At 40.4% G+C, this 19,354-nt stretch carries 22 protein-coding genes; 1 reads left to right on the top strand and 21 read right to left on the bottom strand.

Features of this window, described 5'->3' with window-relative positions:
- Positions 1-4 precede the first annotated feature (4 nt).
- The 10 genes from atpA to ACORHT_RS06230 all read right to left on the bottom strand — a co-directional run bounded on the left by atpA (position 5) and on the right by ACORHT_RS06230 (position 8,993).
- Positions 5-1,510 (bottom strand): F0F1 ATP synthase subunit alpha, encoded by a 1,506-nt coding sequence (gene atpA / locus ACORHT_RS06185; protein ID WP_434349749.1) that lies wholly within the window; start codon positions 1,508-1,510, stop codon positions 5-7.
- Between the two features lie 14 nt (positions 1,511-1,524).
- Complete coding sequence (locus ACORHT_RS06190; protein WP_281137293.1) at positions 1,525-2,061, bottom strand: F0F1 ATP synthase subunit delta; 537 nt, start codon at positions 2,059-2,061, stop codon at positions 1,525-1,527.
- Entirely contained in the window at positions 2,061-2,555 is a 495-nt protein-coding gene (atpF, locus tag ACORHT_RS06195; protein ID WP_004253314.1) for a F0F1 ATP synthase subunit B, read from the bottom strand. Before atpF ends, ACORHT_RS06190 begins: the two co-directional genes overlap by 1 nt.
- Positions 2,556-2,573: 18 nt before the next feature.
- Positions 2,574-3,290, bottom strand: a complete 717-nt coding sequence (gene atpB / locus ACORHT_RS06200) for a F0F1 ATP synthase subunit A (protein WP_434349750.1) — start codon at positions 3,288-3,290, stop codon at positions 2,574-2,576.
- 32 nt (positions 3,291-3,322) lie between these two features.
- A complete protein-coding gene (locus ACORHT_RS06205; RefSeq protein ID WP_001054551.1) occupies positions 3,323-3,523 on the bottom strand; it encodes a F0F1 ATP synthase subunit C in 201 nt (66 codons plus the stop codon).
- A gap of 229 nt (positions 3,524-3,752) precedes the next feature.
- Entirely contained in the window at positions 3,753-4,064 is a 312-nt protein-coding gene (locus ACORHT_RS06210; protein ID WP_434349751.1) for a CHY zinc finger protein, read from the bottom strand.
- Positions 4,065-4,077: 13 nt separating this feature from the next.
- Positions 4,078-5,364: a peptidase U32 family protein gene (locus ACORHT_RS06215; protein ID WP_281137295.1), complete on the bottom strand. Its 1,287-nt coding sequence runs from the start codon at positions 5,362-5,364 to the stop codon at positions 4,078-4,080.
- A gap of 139 nt (positions 5,365-5,503) precedes the next feature.
- Positions 5,504-7,732, bottom strand: a complete 2,229-nt coding sequence (locus tag ACORHT_RS06220) for a ComEC/Rec2 family competence protein (protein ID WP_434349752.1) — start codon at positions 7,730-7,732, stop codon at positions 5,504-5,506.
- The gene (locus tag ACORHT_RS06225) at positions 7,716-8,357 is read right to left on the bottom strand and encodes a helix-hairpin-helix domain-containing protein (protein ID WP_434349753.1); all 642 of its coding nucleotides are present in this window, start codon (positions 8,355-8,357) and stop codon (positions 7,716-7,718) included. Before ACORHT_RS06225 ends, ACORHT_RS06220 begins: the two co-directional genes overlap by 17 nt.
- Positions 8,358-8,423: 66 nt before the next feature.
- Positions 8,424-8,993, bottom strand: a complete 570-nt coding sequence (locus ACORHT_RS06230; RefSeq protein ID WP_070461017.1) for a GNAT family N-acetyltransferase — start codon at positions 8,991-8,993, stop codon at positions 8,424-8,426.
- A gap of 168 nt (positions 8,994-9,161) precedes the next feature.
- Here ACORHT_RS06230 and ald point away from each other — a divergent pair, with 168 nt between their 5' ends.
- Positions 9,162-10,274, top strand: coding sequence for an alanine dehydrogenase (ald, locus tag ACORHT_RS06235; RefSeq protein WP_434349754.1), 1,113 nt, complete (start codon positions 9,162-9,164; stop codon positions 10,272-10,274).
- A gap of 163 nt (positions 10,275-10,437) precedes the next feature.
- Here the strand turns inward: ald and ACORHT_RS06240 are convergent, their stop codons facing one another.
- From ACORHT_RS06240 to proC, 11 genes are all read right to left on the bottom strand, one after another.
- On the bottom strand, positions 10,438-11,424 hold the full coding sequence (locus ACORHT_RS06240) for a PhoH family protein (RefSeq protein WP_434349755.1): 987 nt from the start codon (positions 11,422-11,424) through the stop codon (positions 10,438-10,440).
- A 210-nt stretch (positions 11,425-11,634) separates the two neighbouring features.
- Positions 11,635-11,850: a YozE family protein gene (locus ACORHT_RS06245; RefSeq protein WP_434349756.1), complete on the bottom strand. Its 216-nt coding sequence runs from the start codon at positions 11,848-11,850 to the stop codon at positions 11,635-11,637.
- Between the two features lie 8 nt (positions 11,851-11,858).
- Positions 11,859-12,713 carry an RNA-binding virulence regulatory protein CvfB gene (cvfB, locus tag ACORHT_RS06250; RefSeq protein ID WP_434349757.1) on the bottom strand — a complete coding sequence of 285 codons (855 nt, stop codon included), beginning with the start codon at positions 12,711-12,713 and terminating at the stop codon, positions 11,859-11,861.
- A gap of 60 nt (positions 12,714-12,773) precedes the next feature.
- Entirely contained in the window at positions 12,774-13,331 is a 558-nt protein-coding gene (frr, locus tag ACORHT_RS06255) for a ribosome recycling factor (RefSeq protein ID WP_001262232.1), read from the bottom strand.
- A 9-nt stretch (positions 13,332-13,340) separates the two neighbouring features.
- Positions 13,341-14,075 (bottom strand): UMP kinase, encoded by a 735-nt coding sequence (pyrH, locus tag ACORHT_RS06260; RefSeq protein WP_075229078.1) that lies wholly within the window; start codon positions 14,073-14,075, stop codon positions 13,341-13,343.
- An 86-nt stretch (positions 14,076-14,161) separates the two neighbouring features.
- Entirely contained in the window at positions 14,162-15,496 is a 1,335-nt protein-coding gene (trmFO, locus tag ACORHT_RS06265) for a methylenetetrahydrofolate--tRNA-(uracil(54)-C(5))-methyltransferase (FADH(2)-oxidizing) TrmFO (protein WP_434349758.1), read from the bottom strand.
- A gap of 187 nt (positions 15,497-15,683) precedes the next feature.
- Complete coding sequence (gene rsmI / locus ACORHT_RS06270) at positions 15,684-16,562, bottom strand: 16S rRNA (cytidine(1402)-2'-O)-methyltransferase (RefSeq protein WP_434349759.1); 879 nt, start codon at positions 16,560-16,562, stop codon at positions 15,684-15,686.
- A 2-nt stretch (positions 16,563-16,564) separates the two neighbouring features.
- Entirely contained in the window at positions 16,565-16,882 is a 318-nt protein-coding gene (gene yabA, locus ACORHT_RS06275) for a DNA replication initiation control protein YabA (protein WP_070461008.1), read from the bottom strand.
- Between the two features lie 29 nt (positions 16,883-16,911).
- A complete protein-coding gene (locus ACORHT_RS06280) occupies positions 16,912-17,802 on the bottom strand; it encodes a DNA polymerase III subunit delta' (RefSeq protein WP_434349760.1) in 891 nt (296 codons plus the stop codon).
- The gene (tmk, locus tag ACORHT_RS06285) at positions 17,799-18,437 is read right to left on the bottom strand and encodes a dTMP kinase (protein WP_434349761.1); all 639 of its coding nucleotides are present in this window, start codon (positions 18,435-18,437) and stop codon (positions 17,799-17,801) included. The genes ACORHT_RS06280 and tmk overlap by 4 nt, the downstream gene beginning before the upstream one ends.
- Before the next feature lie 118 nt (positions 18,438-18,555).
- Positions 18,556-19,353 carry a pyrroline-5-carboxylate reductase gene (gene proC / locus ACORHT_RS06290; protein ID WP_434349762.1) on the bottom strand — a complete coding sequence of 266 codons (798 nt, stop codon included), beginning with the start codon at positions 19,351-19,353 and terminating at the stop codon, positions 18,556-18,558.
- Position 19,354 lies beyond the last annotated feature (1 nt).

Genomic DNA, 19,354 nt, shown 5'->3' on the forward strand with positions numbered 1-19,354 from the left:
ATTCTTATTGGAAGCTGGATTGATTGAGAAACTCGGTAATCGCAGCATCCAAGACTGCTTCTTCTGGCAAGTCTTTTGTTTCACGAATGGTTTCCAAAATCTCAGGATGTTGAGCATCAAAGAAGTCATGGAATTCGGCTTCAAAGCGGACAATATCATCTACCGAAATAGTATCCAAGAAACCATGTGTCAAAGCATAAAGAATGGTTACTTGTTTCTCAACAGGTAATGGCTTATGAACTGGTTGTTTCAATACTTCAACAGTACGACGACCACGGTTCAATTTAGCCTGAGTAGCAGCATCCAAGTCTGAACCAAATTTAGTGAAGGCTTCCAACTCACGGTATGAAGCAAGGTCGATACGAAGGGTACCAGCAACCTTCTTCATCGCTTTAATTTGAGCAGAACCACCTACACGAGATACAGAAGAACCTGCATCGATTGCTGGACGAATACCTGCATTAAAGAGACCATCGCCAAGGAAGATTTGTCCATCCGTAATAGAGATTACGTTGGTCGCGATATAAGCTGAGATATCTCCTGCTTGTGTCTCGATAAATGGTAGAGCCGTAATAGATCCACCGCCAAGCTCATCAGATACTTTTGCAGAACGCTCAAGTAGACGGCTGTGAAGGTAGAATACATCCCCTGGGAAGGCTTCACGACCTGGTGGACGACGGAGCAAGAGAGAAAGTTCACGATAAGCTACCGCTTGTTTAGATAAGTCATCATAAACAATCAAGACATGCTTGCCTTGGTACATAAATTCTTCGGCCATAGCAACCCCTGCATAAGGTGCGAGGAAAAGCAATGGTGAAGGTTGTGAAGCTGACGCTGTCACGACGATGGTGTAATCCAATGCTCCGTACTGACGAAGTGTTTCTACTTGTGTACGAACTGTTGATTCTTTTTGACCAATCGCTACATAGATACAAATCATATCTTGACCTTTTTGGTTCAAGATTGCATCGATAGCGATGGTAGTTTTCCCTGTTTGACGGTCACCGATAATCAACTCACGCTGACCACGACCGATTGGAACAAGGGCATCAATAGCTTTCAAACCAGTTTGCAATGGTTCTGATACTGATTTACGTTGCATTACCCCAGGAGCTGGCGCTTCAACTGGACGAGTTTTGTTTGTGTCGATTGGACCAAGTCCATCTACTGGACGACCAAGGGGATCGACAACACGTCCAATCAAGCTATCACCAACTGGAACTTCCATGATTTTTCCTGTACGACGAATGGTGTCGCCTTCGCGGATATCTGTAAAGTCTCCAAGGATAATAACACCAACATCAGTTGATTCTAAGTTTTGCGCCATACCATAAGAGCCATTTTCAAAAATCAACAACTCACCGCTCATGGCATTTTCAAGGCCATGTGCACGCGCGATCCCGTCACCGATATAGGTTACAACACCTGTTTCAGTCACATCAAAATTGGGTTTGAAATTTTCAATTTGTTGCTTAATTAAAGCGCTGATTTCTTGTGCGTTAATTGCCAAAAGAACACCACTTTCTATTTCAAATTTTCCTTAACAACTTTAAGTTGTTGTTTAATACTAACATCAATTGTCTTGTGATTGGCAAAAATAACAAAACCACCGATTAAACTATCGTCAATCTTTTCCTTAATGCTCCGAACTTTTAGAGACATCTTTTTCTCGATTAGAGGAATTAGTCGTTCTTTCTGTTCACCAGTCAAAGGATGTGCAGACAAAATAGTCACTTCAAAACGATTGGTTTCTTTTTCAAGACGATTCAAGCAATCTACAATCACATCATAAAACAGGTTTGATCTGTGATTGTAAAGTAGAACCTCAATAAAGTTTTGTACTAAAGGTGACACAGAGTCCTGGAAAAAACGAACCGTTTTTTCTTTATCCGACTCATCTACTGCCACCTGAGCTAAAAAAGAAGGTAAGCCTGTTTCTTCAGCTACTTGCTTGATTTGAGACAAGTCTGAAAAAATAGAGTCTTCTTCTCCTTTTTCAATCACCAATTGGACAAAAGGCATGCTGTATTTTTCAATTACCTTTAGAGTCTTTTTGTCCATTAAGCCTCTCCTAGCTGATCGATATACTGATCAATGAGTTCTTTATGGGCTTGACTGTCAAGGTTTTGAGAGATGATTTTTCCAGCTAGACTGATTGTTAAATCGGCTACATCTCCCTTAACGCTTTGTAAAGCTTCAGCTTTGTTTTGAGCAATTTCTTGATTGGCTTTTTCTTTTAAGCGCCCTGCTTCAAGTTTAGCTTCAGCCAAAATATCAGCTTTACTTTTCTCAGCTGTTTCCTTTGCATTCTCGATAATAGTTTTAGCTTCGGTACGGCTACCTGCTAACTCAGCTTCGCGTTTGCTAGCAAGTTCCTCTGCCTTTTTACGGGCTTCCTCGGCACCATCAATATCTGAAGAAATCTTTTCAGCGCGTTCATCTAAGACACTGGTAATATTTCCCCAAGCATATTTCTTCACTAAAAAGATCAATAAAAGGAAGGAACCAGCGATCAGAATAAAGTCACCAATAATGGTACTAATAGTTAAATCCATCTTCTAATCCTCCTCTACTTACTCTTCCCCTTCATTTATTTTTTTACCAATGTACATAGATGACAACATGGTAAATACATAAGCTTGAATACATGAAATGAAAATCGAAAAGGCTGTCCATAACATGTTTGCAATAAAGGCAAAAGGATACCAATACAAGGCATATTGTGACAAGGCCAATAGCAATCCCGCTAAGACCTCACCGGCAAAGATATTTCCGTAAATCCGAATCGCCAAAGAGGCAAAATTGGTGAACTCTTCTAAAATGTTCATCGGAGTCATAAAGCCAGGTGTAACAAATGCTCTCAAATATTCTTTAACGCCTCTACGACGAACTCCTTCTACATGAGCGATCAAAGTGATCAATAATGAGAGGGATAAATCGTATCCAAGGTTGGCTGTTGGGGAAGTCCACAAGTTATAACCGTTTGTTGTTTGTACTTTTGCCATTAAGCCGATATTATTGGCAACTAAGATAAACAGAAATAGAGAAAACAGAAACAAGGAATAATCCTTGATGTATGATTCTCCAATGTTTGGTTTGGTAAAACCAATCACAAAGTCATAAATCATCTCAAGAGCATTTTGTTTACCCTTTGGACGGATGGTCATTTTACGACTTGCCCAGTAGACAAAGGCAAAAACCATCAAAACAGTTACAAGAGACATAGCAAGCAGGGTCAAATCAAAGGATATTGGTCCAATATTAACGGTTGGATTCAAACTTTCTTCCATGGTTTGACACCTCCATTTCTAAATAGAGTTGTCTATTTAATGACAAATGACATCGCCAAGGTTACAAAGAATGTTCCTTCGATAAAGGCAATCCCCATGATCATCAAACTACGCAATTGTGGGATGATATCTGGTTGGCGTGCTGCAGATTTGAACAAACCGTTCATCAAAAATCCTTCTGCAAGAGATACACCCATACAGGCAAGACATAGACCGAAAAATGTTAAATTCATGACGAATTCTCCTTTTTTAAATTAAATTTACTTCCCTAGTTTAGTCCTAAAATTTGCTTTTGTCAACTTTTTACTAGCATTGAAAGCGTTTCTAATCATTTATTTCTAATTTTAGGATTTTCAAGACAATTATATAGAAAATTTTATTGTCTTTTCATACCACTTTCGCTACCTTTCCTTGTTTTCTGAAAACAAAAAACCGAGTTTTACAACTCGGTTTTGTCATTTCTTATTTAAAATAATATGAGTGATGATTTTGACAAGCTGGATTAAAGCAAGCTTCACAGTATGGACAAGTGCCCGTCTCTGTATATTCCTCATACGTTAGTGTTTTGCCACAGGATCCACATAAGATAGGTCTATCCTTTTTCAGGCTTAAAGGATAGGGAGAAAATATGTGCGACTCCAGTTCATTATGACACTGATAACAGGCATAGTATTTCTTACACTCATAGCACTGTAAGGCTACGATATCCTTATCACTATGGTAGTGAACACATCTGCTTTCATGATCTACTAATAAGCCCTGGGCTTGAACCATTCTTTTTCCTTATCTAGGCACGAACTGTGACGCTTGTTCCATCTTCTTTATAGAGATTGATCAGGCCTTCTTTCAAAGCACGTACCATGTCACCAGCTTCTACTGGTTGAGGAACCTTGATAGTCAAAAGTTCCATTGGATTTGGGGCGCGATCGATTTTATTTCCTTTGGCATCATGAAGGTCTTCAATAAAAGTTTCAAAATGACGGAAGCCTGGTCCGTAGAACTCAACTTGGTCACCTTCATTGATAACGTTACGTTGGCGAATGGTTGCAGTCTGAGTCGCATCATCATAAGCTACTACTTCAGCTACAAACTTGTATTCTGGAATCTTACGACGAGCTCCGAACAGTTGCTCATTTTCAGATGGTGTTCCGTAGTAGAAACCTGTAGCCAACTCACGTTGGGCAACCTTCCACATTTCATCAATCAAGTCTTGCTTAATAGCTTCAAACTTTTCAGGGCTCTCAAGATAGGCATCAACAGCAGCCTTGTAGCAGTTTGTTACTGTTGAAACATAGTGGATAGACTTCATACGTCCTTCAATCTTAAGACTGTCCACACCATTTTCAATCATATCTGGGATATGGTCAATCATAGACATATCAACCGCAGACATAGAGAATTCTTCAGGAATTTCTCCCTTGAGACTCTTACGTTCCTTACCGAACGGCATATCGTAAAGGTCATATTTCCAACGGCAAGATTGTGAACATCCACCACGGTTGGCGTCACGCATACTCATGTGGTTAGAAAGAGTACAACGACCAGAGTATGAGATACACATAGCTCCGTGAACGAAGGCTTCAATTTCCACATCTGTACGTTTGCGAATCTCTGCCAATTCTTCCATAGAAACCTCACGCGCCAAAACGACACGAGTCAAGCCAAGTTCTTTCCAGAATTCTAGGGTTTCGTAGTTAGTCGCACTAGCCTGGGTTGAAAGGTGGATTTCAAGTCCTGGTGCTTCTGTTGCAGCAATCATGATCAAGGCTGGATCTGATACGATAACTGCTGCAATACCAATGTCACGTAGCTTACGGAACCACTCACCAGCGCCCTCTTCATTTCCTTCGTGCATAACCATGTTGGCAGCTACATAAACCTTAGCACCGTACTTGGCCGCAAACTGGACTCCTTCTTCCATCTGTTCGAAAGTGAAGTTACCTGCACGGCTACGTAGACCATAGGCCTGACCACCGATAAAGACTGCATCTGCTCCATATTGAACAGCTACTTTTAGTTTTTCTAAAGTTCCTGCAGGTGATAAAACCTCAGGACGTTTTAAAGTTTTTGTCATTTTTTCTCCTATTTACAATATAAAAGTTTGACACCAATCTTAACTATTTTATAGTAAACAGGACGCAAAATCAAGCCTTGATTGATTGTTTAGACAATTTTAATTTTTAGCTTTTAATTTTTAGTTTCATCTAATAACCTTACTGAACAGTTTCAAATTGCCAACTAGTCCATCCCTTGAAACGAATGGCACCTTGCTGGTTGGTATGGTGAACCTTACTAGTTTTGTCTTCCTTTTCTAGCACACTGGCTTGCTGTTGAGCTTTAAAGTTTTTCTTCTGATCTGCTGACAGGATAGTGAGTTTAGGATTTAGCAGATTGAAATCCTCTAGACCTGATCGACCTTTGGAAGCCGTTTGACTAGTTATGACAACATCTACTTGTTGATTTGAATATTGCTTAGATAATTCCTTTTCCTTGATATCATTAGCGAAAAGAAAAGTTTGATTTAAGAGTTTTCCATGGAGAAATAGGGAGTCCGAAACCTCTCCAGATTTATCTCCGCTTAGATGGCTCACCTCTAATCTACTGCCAAAGATAGACAAGTCTTCTCCCTTTTTAATGGCTCCTACCTTGACCTTACTACTCTTCAACTTTTCTACAAAAACTTTTTGCTCTAAAATCCCCTCTGGCAATAAAATTTCACCTATTTCAAAAGCCTTAGTTAACTCTAGTAGATTTCCTAGTTGCTTAGCATCACCAGTTGTTAAAACTAACTGGTCAATCTTAGCCGCACCTCGACTTTTCAGATAGGGAACCAAGTTTCGCTGGACAGTGCTTGATGAAACCTTCTCCTGCCAGCCCTCTTTCTTTTCACTTTCTTTCTCCCTTCCGACATCAATCAGGATAGTCTTTCCAGTCATATCCCTCAAAAAAATACTACTTCCTTGGTCCATAGCTAAAACTGTGATTTCATTTTCAATCGGGTGCTTGGTTACTAAAAAGAGAGAAGCAACTAAGAAAGCTAATAAAGTTAGTATTTTGAAGTTTTTTCTAAGGTCATAGAGTAATGCCAATGCGATTAAGAGTGCCAGTAAAATCCAAACACTCGGTTGACCAAAGACGATCGGACGACTTGACAGTTGATAAACAAAGCGTATGATACCTTCTAACCATTCAAAGATAAAGTTAAACTGAGTGAACGGGTATATCATTGACAAACAAAAGAGAATTGATAAGAGGGGCAATAAAACCATGTCAAATAAGAAAGAAAAAGCAAAAGTTAGGACAATTGACCACGGTTGAAATTCAGAAAAGTAAAACGATAAAATTGGCAAGATTCCCAAGGAAATAATAAAACTCTCTCTGACAACAGCTTTTATGCCTTGACCTTCTTTACTAGTCATAGTTAGGATAAAGGCATAGGCGCAGGAAAGAACTCCTCCAGCTGTAAGGAAAAAGTTTGGCATGACTATAAACAAAAGGAGGACTGTCATAGCAAAGTTATCCAAACCCTTAAAACCATGCTGGGCCAATATTTTTTGTAGCAGACTTCTAATCACAGATGCTGAAAATCCTGTCAATCCTGCATAAAACAAAGAAAATGGATAGACAAGCCATTTTAAGTTTTCTTGGCTCATCCCCAGTCGCAAAAAGAACTTCTTAAAAGCATTCATGAAGAAACCAACCTGCATCCCTGACAAAGCAAAAAGGTGAATAATTCCTAGACTGGAATAGAGTTCATTCATTTCCTCAAAGTCTGTGTCCAAGTGACCTAATAACAGACCTGTCATATAATTGCGCATGGGGTCGGGAAAATTCCTTTTTATCCAGACAACTGCTTTTCTTCGCAAACTAGATAAATTTTCTCCAATATCCCAACTGCTCGTGGCTTTCATATCTGAAATTTTCGAAATGGTCAAGATTTGATAAATCCCTTGACTTTTTAGATAGTTGCGATAATCAAAGCCAGCAAAATTTCTTGCCCCTTGAGGGTTAGCTAATTTCCCTTCCAAAGTAATATCATACAGATCTGTTACATTTTGAAAGTCTTCTTTTTCTGCTTCTGATTGAAGTTTATAATAGACCTGAAACATTCGTCCTTCAGCTTTACCACGAAAAGAAAGACTGTCCCCATTCACCTTGATGGTGTCAGGTAATATTCGAACAGTTTCGACAGAAGAAAGCAAGTTTTGACTAGCTTCTTCTTGCTGCCATTTTTGAAATAAAAACCAACTCCCAAAAAGTCCACAAATCAGAAGCACATTTAGTACAACTTTCCAAGGATGGTGGATAAAAAGACAAAATACTAAAAATACAAACCCCAAAAGTGCTAGAAAACTAGCTGAAAAGATTGTATAGTAAAGCCAGAGCAAGAGAAAGCTGAGATAGATTTTTGGAATTGGAAAGCGACTAATCCACTGTAACATACTCTTTTAACTTTTCTATCGTTTTTGCGCCAATACCAGAAACCTTTTTGAGCTCATCTACTGACTTAAACTTACCATTGGACTCACGATGGTCAATAATGTCCTGAGCGCGTTTAGCACCTAATCCTTTGACTTGTTTTAACTCTTCAAGACTGGCTTTATTGAGATTAACCTTCTTGCTTTCCTTATTTCCCGTAGCATTTGAATAAGACTCTTGGTTAGCCGCTTCTTCCTTAGTCGGGACATAGACCAGCGCTTCATCACTAATCTTCTGGGCAAGATTCAGAGACTTACTGTCTGCATTATCTGTTAATCCACCCGCTTTCTGGACAGCATCATTGACCCGACTTCCCACTGGTAAATCATAGATTCCAGGTGATTTGACGGCACCTTTGACATCTACAGTAATCAAATCTTGCTCCACCACTTCTTCCTTCTGATTTTTATCTTCCTTTTCATCCGTCGAATCCTTAGAAATAGCTGCAACTTCCGTTTGCAAATTACTTTCCTTGGCAGGTGTTTGCCTAGCTGGGTTAAGCAGGAAAAATCCACCCAAGGCCACACCCAAACTAGCACAGATAACAATGATTTTGTATTCTTTGATTTTCTCAATAAGTTCTTCCATATTTTCTCCTCTCTTAGCTTATTCGTAAGGCAAAGAAAAAAACAGCTGAAAAATCATTTCAACTGCTTACTTATTTGCAAAAAAATCTTCCTTGGTTAAGACATAATGGACATCTGTTACGATTCTTCCAGGTTCGTTTTTATCTATTCTAGCATAAGGTTCTTCGTGAGAAAAGCGCATACCTGATTTCTCCATGACCTTTCCTGACGCAGGATTATCTTTATCGTGAAGAGCGGTCAACTTATTCATTCCAATCTTTTCAAAAGCTAGTTCAATCACGGCACGATTGGCTTCTGTCGTCAATCCTTGGTTCCAATGTTTTTGATTGATAATGTAACCAATAGCTGCCTTCTTAAGAACAGTATCCATCTTGTGCAGGTCAATAGTTCCGATAAACTCTCCACTACTTTTTAATTCAATACCCCAACGCCCCAAGGGATTAGCTAGATAAAATTGAGCAATATTATTCTTGGTTTCCTCTAAACTTTGATTGGTTGGAAAAGTATAGCGTGTATTTTCTTTATTTGAAGCATACTCAAACATAGCTTCTGCATCATCAAGTGTTACAGGTCTAAGCACTAAGCGTTCTGTTTCGATAATTTGATGCTTAGCTAGTTTGATAAATAGTGATTCCATGATCACACCTCCGAAAATAGGTTGCTAAAAGAATAACATAAAAGAAATAGGTTTACAAGTTTTTCTTGCAATTTAAAACGGTTTCATATACAATAAAGTCATCACAAAAACTCTGACGAATGATGTGATACATAAATTGAAACAGCTTAATAGAAAGTGAGTTATCCTATGTTAATTGGAATTCCAAAGGAAATTAAAAATAATGAAAATCGTGTTGCTTTGACACCTGCTGGTGTACAGAGTCTTGTTGGTCGTGGCCACCGAGTCCTCATCGAAACAAATGCTGGACTTGGTTCTGGTTTTGCTGATGCTGACTATGAAAAGCAAGGAGCTGAAATTGTCGCAACTGCTGCTGAAGCCTGGGCTGCAGAATTAGTGGTCAAAGTAAAAGAACCCCTTGCTAGTGAATATCAATTCTTGCGTGACGATTTACTTCTCTTCACCTACTTGCACATGGCAGCTGCTCCAGAATTGGCTGATGCTATGCTTGCAGCTAAAACAACGGGTGTTGCTTATGAGACAGTCCGTGATACTCAAGGACAACTCCCTCTATTGGTTCCAATGAGTGAAGTTGCTGGTCGTATGGCAGTCCAAATCGGAGCCCACTTCTTGACGAAACAAGCTGGTGGTTCAGGAGTTCTACTCGGTGGTGTCCCTGGTGTTCCAAAAGGAAAAGTAACCATCATCGGTGGTGGTGTTGTTGGTACACACGCAGCTCGCATCGCTCTTGGTTTGGGAGCTCAAGTAACCATTCTTGATATCAGTGCTAAACGCCTCTCTGTCCTAGAAGATGTCTTTGGTCACCAAATCCAAACTTTGATGTCTAACCCATTTAATATCGAAGCAAGTGTGCGTGAAGCAGACGTTGTTATCGGTGCAGTTTTGATCCCTGGTGCCAAAGCTCCAAAATTAGTGACCGATGACATGGTTCAACAAATGCGTCCTGGTTCTGTCATCGTCGACGTTGCTGTAGACCAGGGTGGTGTTATTGCAACAGCTGACCGTGTGACAACTCATGATGAACCTGTCTATGAAAAACATGGTGTTCTTCACTATGCGGTTGCCAACATTCCTGGAGCTGTTGCTCGCACGTCTACGATCGCCCTTACAAATGTGACTCTTCCATATATCGAAGCCTTGGCAGGAAAAGGATTTAAGAAAGCTATCCTTGAAGATGCTGGTTTGCTTGAAGGTGTGACAACCTATCAAGGATACCTCACCAGCCAACCAGTTGCAGAAGGCTTGGATCGTGACTTCACTCCAATCAGTAAACTTGTCTAAAACGATTTATAAATTAAAACTCAATGAAAATCAAAGAACAAACTAGGAAGCTAGCCGTAGGCTGTACTTGAGTACGGCTAGGTGAAGCTGACGTGGTTTGAAGAGATTTTCGATGAGTATAAAACTACAAAAATAAGAGCAGCTTTTCAACTGCTCTTTTTTACTATTCTGTTTCTTCTTGATTTTCTTCAGTTTTGACAGGTCGAGGTTCATAGGCTCTGATAATTTGAGCAACAACTGGGTGGCGAACCACATCCTTGGCTGAGAAATGAACAAAGTCAATTTGGTGAATATTCTTAAGTTTTTCTTGGGCATCAATCAAACCTGACTTAACATTACGGGGGAGGTCAATCTGACTAATATCCCCATTGACAATCATCTTAGAATTAAATCCAAGACGGGTCAAGAACATCTTCATCTGCATGATAGTTGTATTTTGGGCTTCATCCAATATAACAAAGGCATCATCCAAGGTACGTCCACGCATATAAGCCAGGGGTGCAATCTCGATGATTTCACGCTCCATAAGACGGGTAGTTTGATCCTTCCCAAGGATCTGATATAAAGCATCGTATACTGGACGAAGATAAGGATCTACCTTTTCCTTAAGATCTCCTGGAAGAAATCCTAAGCTCTCCCCTGCTTCTACCGCAGGACGTGTCAAAATGATACGCTTGACTTGCCCACGCTTGAGGGCTGTTACGGCCAAAGTCACTGCTAAGAAGGTCTTACCTGTTCCTGCCGGCCCAATCCCAAAGGTCACATCGTGTTGCTTGACACTATCCACATAAAGCTTTTGACCCAAGGTTTTAACACGGATAGGCTTGCCTGTATTATCCTTGATAATTTCTTCTTCATAGAGGGCGACAAACTTATCGATTTCATTATTCTTAACCATTGTAATGGCTGTCACCACATCCGGAGTTCCAACAGTCATTCCACGATTGACCAAGACCATCAAGGCTTGGATAACTTGGCGGGCTTCCTCACAAGCTGACTCCTCCCCCAAGACTTGTACAATCTCTGTACGAGCGTGGATGATGACACCTAACTCATCCTCCATCAAACGAAGGTGGCGCTCATTAGAACCAAAAAGATGAAATAAATCATCTGGATGACTAAGCTGAATGTCTATTGAATGTTCCTTCAAATAAAGAACCTCTCTAACTCTTTAATTTCGTTTTATCATTTTTGTTTTCTTTTAGGTGAACTAGTCTTCAAGTCCCCACCATCTTGACAATAGGTCACAGACAAAGCTGGTTGTCAAATAATGGGAAAATTTCTCATAAAAGTTAAACTGAATGACTATATTATAGCAAAGAGGCTGAGAAATTACTATTCCCAACCCCATCTAGTAGCCTTAATGTTCTAGATATTCTTGCCAAATTCGATCAAACTCTCCCATATTAAAGGAAAAGCTAGCATGTTCCTCTAAAAAACGACTGACTTGATCGAAATCATCTGTATGCTTTGGGAAGGCAGACTCCTCAAAAGCCAAATCCGCTAAAATTGCTTTTGAACTATTGCTTTTAGGATTGCGCTCGGTCATGAGCCAAGTATAAAATGATTTTCTCATAAGCCTCCCTAAATTAATTCAGTACCAAACTGGTCTTGTTTAATTTTGCCAGCTTTCATCAAACCACCGAGCGCTTTTTTAAATTGACCTTTAGAGATACCAAAGGTTGCCTTGATATCATCTGGCGCTGACTTGTCATTCAGGGTCATGAAGCCACCATTGCTTTCCAAGTAAGTTAAAATCATCTGGGCATCATTTTCCAACATCTCAAAAGAACGTGGTTTTAGTGAAAGATTGAGTGTGCGATCCACCTCACGGAAGCCAATAACACGTACATCTAACACTTGCCCCAAACGTGGCTCTGCATAGCGCTCACTTGGATGGATGAAGCCAAGCATATTATTTTCTGGCAGGTAAACAAAAGTTCCTGACAACTTGAGACGATAAACAATGGCAGGCCAATTTTGATTCTGCATGTTATTGTAGGCAGGACGAGCCAATCGTTGGAAATCTTCCTGATAAGCCAATACACCCCAGATACGGTCCTTCTTGTCCACTTCTAGACGAATGTATAGGCGATCGCCTTTCTTTGGCCAAAGCTCTTTAAGTTCAGGAAGAATATCAAGTGACACAACGATTTCCTTGTCAGGTAATCCTGTATCGACAAAAACACCCAGGTCCTTACGAACTTCTGTTACGGTACCCCAACCAAATTGGTCCTGAGTTGCAGTGATCTCTATAGTTGTCAAACGTAGTTTTTGCTTCATGTCTGTATAAGCAAAACCTTTGACCGTATCACCAACTGTATGGTGACCTTCTTCTTTAGCTAGAGCATATGTTTGACCATCCTTTTGAACAAAGTAAAAACAGTCATTTTCATCGATGATGAGTCCAACGATAAAACTTGCAAGATTTGTATTCATATTTCCTTCTTTCGAATAAAACTCAGCCAGCAATGCCAACTGAGTTTTTCTGTTTATTTCTTAGACTTCCAAGATTTCTTTTTCTTTGTTGGCAGTCATTTCGTCGATGTGTTTAACAGCATCGTCTGTTGCTTTTTGAATATCTTTTTCAAGAGTCTTCAATTCGTCTTCAGTGATTTCTTTTGCTTTTTCTTGTTTCTTAGCCTCGTCCATAGCATCACGACGGATATTACGGATCGCTACTTTAGCATTTTCACCGACTTTTTTCACTTCTTTAGCGAGGTCGCGACGAGTTTCTTCTGTGAGAGCTGGGATTACCAAACGAATAACAGAACCATCGTTAGCTGGTGTGATACCTAGGTCTGAAGCATTCAAAGCACGTTCGATATCTTTCAAAGATGATTTGTCAAATGGTGTTACCAACAAAACACGCGCTTCTGGGATTGTAATAGAAGCAATTTGGTTAAGTGGTGTTTCAACACCATAGTACTCAACGTGGATGCGGTCAAGCAAGCTAGCATTAGCTCGGCCAGCACGAATACTTCCAAACTCACGAGCAAGTGAGTGGTGAGATTGGGTCATTCTCTCTTTTGCTTTTTCTACGATTGCGTTTGCCATAATGATTTCTTATTCCTTTTCTTCGATATTATTTGAAACTGTAGTTCCGATATTTTCACCAAATACAACACGTTTAATATTTCCTGGTTGGTTCATGTTGAAAACTACCAAGTCAATATCATTATCCATTGAAAGTGTAGAAGCTGTTGAGTCCATGATACGAAGCCCTTTGTTAATGACATCACGGTGAGTCAACTCTTCAAATTTAACGGCTGTCTTATCTTTTTTAGGATCAGCATTGTAGACACCATCAACCCCATTCTTTGCCATCAAGATTGCGTCCGCTTCAATTTCAGCTGCACGAAGGGCTGCTGTTGTATCTGTTGAGAAGTATGGTGATCCAATTCCAGCACCAAAGATAACGATGCGTCCTTTTTCAAGATGACGAAGGGCACGTCCACGAACGTAAGGTTCTGCTACTTGTTGCATGGCAATGGCTGTTTGCACACGAGTATCCACACCCACTTGTTGCAATGAATCTGCCATCACAAGAGCATTCATAACTGTTCCAAGCATTCCTGTGTAGTCTGCCTGAACACGATCCATTCCAGCTTCTGCCGCAGGTTCTCCACGCCAGAGATTTCCTCCACCAATAACGAGGGCAATCTCAATACCTAAGTTATGTACTTCCTGAATTTCTTCAGCCATGGCTTGAACAGTTTTGATATCAATTCCGACACCACGTTCGCCAGCAAGGGCCTCACCTGATAACTTAATCAAAATACGTTTATATTTGGGTTCCACCTGACTTCTCTCCTTTATTTTATTCAAACTATTTTATCACAATTTCTAAGATTTTTATAGTATCATGAGTATTTCTTTTAAAAAAATTAGATAGTTAAAAATTCCTCTAAATCATCCAAGGCACGCTCTGCAATTTTTTCATAACGAGCCTTCTTATCACGAATGCGTTCACCTTCCAACTCCTTGATAATACCGAAGTTAACATTCATTGGCTGGAAGTGTTTGCTGTCAGCATGTGTGATGTAATGAGCTAGACTGCCAATTGCCGTTGTCTCTGGGAAAATAGCCTCGCTTTCGCCCTTGAAAAGACGAGCTGCGTTAATACCAGCTACTAATCCTGATGCCGCTGACTCAACATAGCCTTCCACACCCGTCATCTGACCAGCAAAGAAAAGATTTGGTTGCTTCTTAGAACGATAAGTTTGCTCAAGAAGATTTGGTGAATCCATATAAGAATTGCGGTGCATAACACCATAGCGAACAAACTCCGCATTTTCAAGACCTGGAATCATTTGGAAAACACGTTTTTGTTCTCCCCATTTGAGGTGGGTTTGGAATCCAACGATATTATAAAGGCTTCCAGCAGCATTGTCCTGACGTAATTGGACTACTGCGTAAGGTGTTTTAAAGTCACCATCACGTGGTCCTTTATAGTCATCTGGATACTCTAGACCAACTGGTTTCATTGGGCCATAGAGCATGGTTTTGATACCCCGTTTAGCCATGACTTCGATTGGCATGCATCCTTCAAAGTATTTTTCTTTTTCAAACGAATTCAGAGGCGCTTCTTCTGCATTTACCAAGGCTTCATGGAAATCCATAAATTCTTGTTTGGTCATAGGAGCATTGAGATAGGCTGCTTCGCCCTTATCATAACGAGATTTGAGATAAACCTTGTTCATATCAATCGTATTAACATCCACAATAGGCGCTGCAGCATCGTAGAAATAAAAACCGTCACCGCCATTAAGTGCGTGAATTTTCTCAGCAAGGGCATCACTAGTCAAAGGACCAGTCGCTACAACTGTAATAGCATCTGTTGGCAATTCTGTAATTTCGTCACGTACCACTTCAATCAAGGGATGATTGGCAATTTTTTCAGTGACCATTTGAGAAAAACCATCACGGTCAACCGCAAGTGCACCTCCAGCAGGAACACGGGTTGCTTCTGCTGATTCCAAGATAATAGAACCTAGGCGGCGCATTTCCTCCTTGAGGAGACCTACGGCATTTGTAAGAGCATCCCCTCGTAATGAGTTAGAACACACTAACTCTGCAAAATTGTCTGTTTTATGCTGAGGTGTTGACTTGACACCACGCATTTCATACAGTTTAACTGGAATACCACGCTCTGCGATTTGGTAGGCTGCTTCAGAACCTGCCAAACCAGCACCGATAACATTGATATAAGATTGAGACACGACACTAATACCTCTTTGGGAGTGTGAAGACAAGGTTCACATTGAAAAAGCCAACCGAACTTACTTCGCTCTCGTGTTTTCAGGCTCTGGCTGAAAAAGTCAACAGGACTTTTTCACTCCCACAAATCTTTCTATTTTTTTCTTCTTCTAGTATAACAAAAAAAGGGAAGAAGGCAAACTTCCCTGTCTAGTTGTTTTCCTGATGTTCTTCCCATTCGTGGTAGGCAGCATAGAGCTGGCTTTTATTCCATTGGTAAATCTTCGCAACTTCCTTAATGGCCTGATTTTTCTTAATGCCTTGTTGGATACGGACTTGAATTTCTAAAAACAAGTCATTCTCATCCTTATCCTCTACATCCTGACTAGCACCTTCTACAATGAGAAGGCATTCGCCTTTAAGAGGTGTTTGAGAAATACTTTCTAATAACTCAGTAATACTTCCACGTTGGTATTCTTCAAAGATTTTAGTCAATTCTCTAACCAAGACCACCGAGCGATCACCGTAGACTTCTAGCATATTTTCTAGCGTATCTGCCACACGGTGGGGTGATTCATAGAAAATCTGAGTCTCAGGATAAGCTTTTTTTGCTTCGAAAAACTGCTTTTGCTGACCAGATTTTCGTGGTAAGAAACCATAAAAAGTGTGAGGTTGGGGTGCTAAACCGCTAGCAATCAAGGCAGAAATTCCTGCACTAGCTCCTGGAACTGTGACAACCGCGATGTCTTCTTCAATGGCAGCCTTGACCAAATCATGCCCTGGATCGGAAATGCTAGGCATCCCTGCATCAGATACTTGGGCAAGATTTTGACCTTGCTTCAACAACTCAATCAAATCAGGAATTTTTTCCTTGGCATTATGCTCGTGAAAACTGATTTGTTTGGTTGAAATTTCAAAATGCTTGAGCAAAAGTCCAGTGTTACGAGTATCTTCTGCCGCGATCCAGTCGACCTCCTTCAAGGTCTGAATAGCGCGAAAAGTCATATCTTCTAGATTACCAATCGGCGTTGCGACTAGATAAAGCTTGCCATAGGGAGATTGTCCCTTAAAACTCTTTTGAATCTGCATATTTACTCCCTAAACAACAGTTCATCACAGAACATACATTCTGCATCCTGCTCTCGACGTTGGCCATAAAAGTCACGGCAAACATGAAAACCGTCCTCATAAATGCGACGAACATTTTCCCTCACATGTTTAGTTTTGGATGGAGTTGTCTCCTCAACTTCTCCCAATCGTTCTCTCAGTTTATCATTTTCTAAACGAAGAGCTGTATTTTCCTCTACCAGACTCTTGAGATTTTTCTTGATAGCTTCGACGTCTGCCAAGGTTACCAACAATTGCTGTGAAAAGTCATCTAAAGCATCAAATAATTCTTTTTTATTCATTACAGCCCTTTCTATAATCTATCTTCACTTTAATTTTTTTGTAAAACCAGGTATTCCAAAGCGTTTTGAAAGCTGACATTGGCCCGCCACATTTTTCGAGCTTGAATGAGATTTTGCAAAACATTCTGCGCAGAAACATTGAGAACTTCCTGGCCAGCTAATACCTCTAAAATTCTGAGCACTTGATCTTGCTTTTCTTTATCATCAGCCAAACTCGTTAATTTCGCAACTTGCAAATAGGATTCTTTTTTATGGGCCAAAAGCCAACCAAAGAGGCGTTCACTTTCATCTACCAGTGCCCAAAATCCTGCTTGATGCACAAGCTTATCAGCCTCTACCTGCGATTGACTAAACTGAGCTAATAGCTTGGCTTTATTTTTTACTAAACCAGCCTCTTCAAGCTGTGACATTAAAGTAGAGACTTGCTTCTTAAATTGGAAAATCTGTGTCCGACTTCGAATCGTTGGTAACATCTGTTCCTCATCATCAGTCAAAAAGAATATGTAGATTTCGCTCTGTGGTTCCTCAATAACCTTTAAAAGAGAATTTGCAGCGTTCACATGCATTTTTTCTGCTTGTTCGATAATAAAGACCTGCCGTTGGTTTTCAATACCAGACTGGGCAAATTGACCAACTAATTCCCGAATACGATCCGTCTTAATGACTTGATTCAGAGGTTTAATTATGGTCACATCAGGAAATTCTTCTTGTTCAATCAATTTACAATTCCGACATTTTTCACAAGGAAAAATACCAGTTTTCTCACTACAAAAGAGACTTTTAGACAAGAAAAGGGCCATCTCTAAACTTCCAAAATTACCTGAAAAGAGATAGGCGTGATTGAGCTGCCCTTGCTCCAAGATATGAACAAACCGTTCAAATTGTAGAGGCTGACAAGCTCTTAATTGATCTTGTTTCATCTCTTTAATCCCATCCTATCAAAAAGTAGCTGCTGCGTGTTCGCAATCACTTGATCAAGTGGTAGGCTAGCATCGATTTTTACAATGCGGTCTGCTTCCTTTTCCAAAAGAGATAGATAACCCCGACGAACTTTTCGATGTAGGTCTAGGCCTTCCATGTCCAAACGATTGACTTCCCGATCACTGTTGGCAGCAATACGTGCCAGCCCCTCTTCGACCTCAATATCAAAATAAAGAGTCAAATCAGGTTTTAGTCCATCTGTCGCAAACTCATTAAGCCAATCAATAGCTTTTATATCTAAACCACGCCCAAAGCCTTGATAGGCAACCGAACTGTCAATAAAGCGGTCCATGATAACCAGTTTACCAGCTGCAAGTGCTGGTAAAACCTTTTCTACCAAGTGTTGTCGACGACTAGCAATATAGAGAAGCAACTCCGTTTTAGGGTCCATCTGGGTATGACTTGGATCTAGAATCACTTCTCGAATCTTTTCTCCAATCAAAACCCCGCCTGGTTCACGAGTGCTTAAAACTTCTATTCCCCTATCCTCTAATATAGGGATTAGGGCTTCAAGAACGCTTGTCTTTCCCGCTCCCTCTGGTCCCTCAAGAGAGACTAAAAATCCTTTTGACATGTCTGACTCATTTCTATTTTTCTCTCTTCTATTCTATCAAAAAAATAGGGATTTGTGAAAAGCTTTTTTCATTTCGCTCTTTGTAATAAAAAAGAGGTTGAGTTTTAACACTCACCTCTTATTTGCCTAATTCTTGAGTTCTTTTGTAGGCTTGGTTGACAGCGTCCATAACGGTTCCTCTAAAAGCATGTTCTTCTAGACTTGCTACACCAGCAATGGTCGAACCACCTGGGCTACAAACTTGATCTTTCAAGACTCCAGGATGTTGCTGACTTTCTAGTACCATTTGACCTGCACCAACTACTGTTTGAGCCGCCATTTTCAGAGCCATTTCTCTTGGCAATCCTGTCTGAACTCCTGCATCCGCCAATGCTTCGATAAAAAGATAGACAAAGGCAGGCCCACAACCTGCAAGCCCTGTCGCAGCATCTATTAAACTATCACTTATTTCAACTAACTGGCCAGCCTTGGCTAAAAATTGACAAAAAAGTTCATTGTCTTCTGAATGACAATTTGCAGACAGGGCATAGCTAATCACTCCTTGCCCAATAGCAACAGGTGTATTAGGCATGATGCGAATAATTCGGTGCTGACTTGGAAGAAGACTAGCGAGTTTTTCCAAGGTCAAACCAGCGGCCATGGAAATCAAAAGAAGACTTTCTCGTTTTTCAAGGATGGTCTGATATTGAGTAAGCAGTTCAGAGAATTGAGCTGGCTTTACTCCTAGAAAAATCACATCTGCTTCTGCAAAGATTTCGTCATTGCTAGAAGCCAGACCACCATAATTAGCAATAAAAGCATCCACCTTGGCTTGACCACGATTGGCAAGGAAAATCTGATGACTAGTTTTTGCCTGCAAAACAGCCTTAGCCAAGCTAGCTCCCATATTCCCCAAACCGATAAATCCAATCTTCATC

Source organism: Streptococcus sp. KHUD_014 (assembly GCF_051106275.1).
Taxonomy (GTDB): domain Bacteria; phylum Bacillota; class Bacilli; order Lactobacillales; family Streptococcaceae; genus Streptococcus.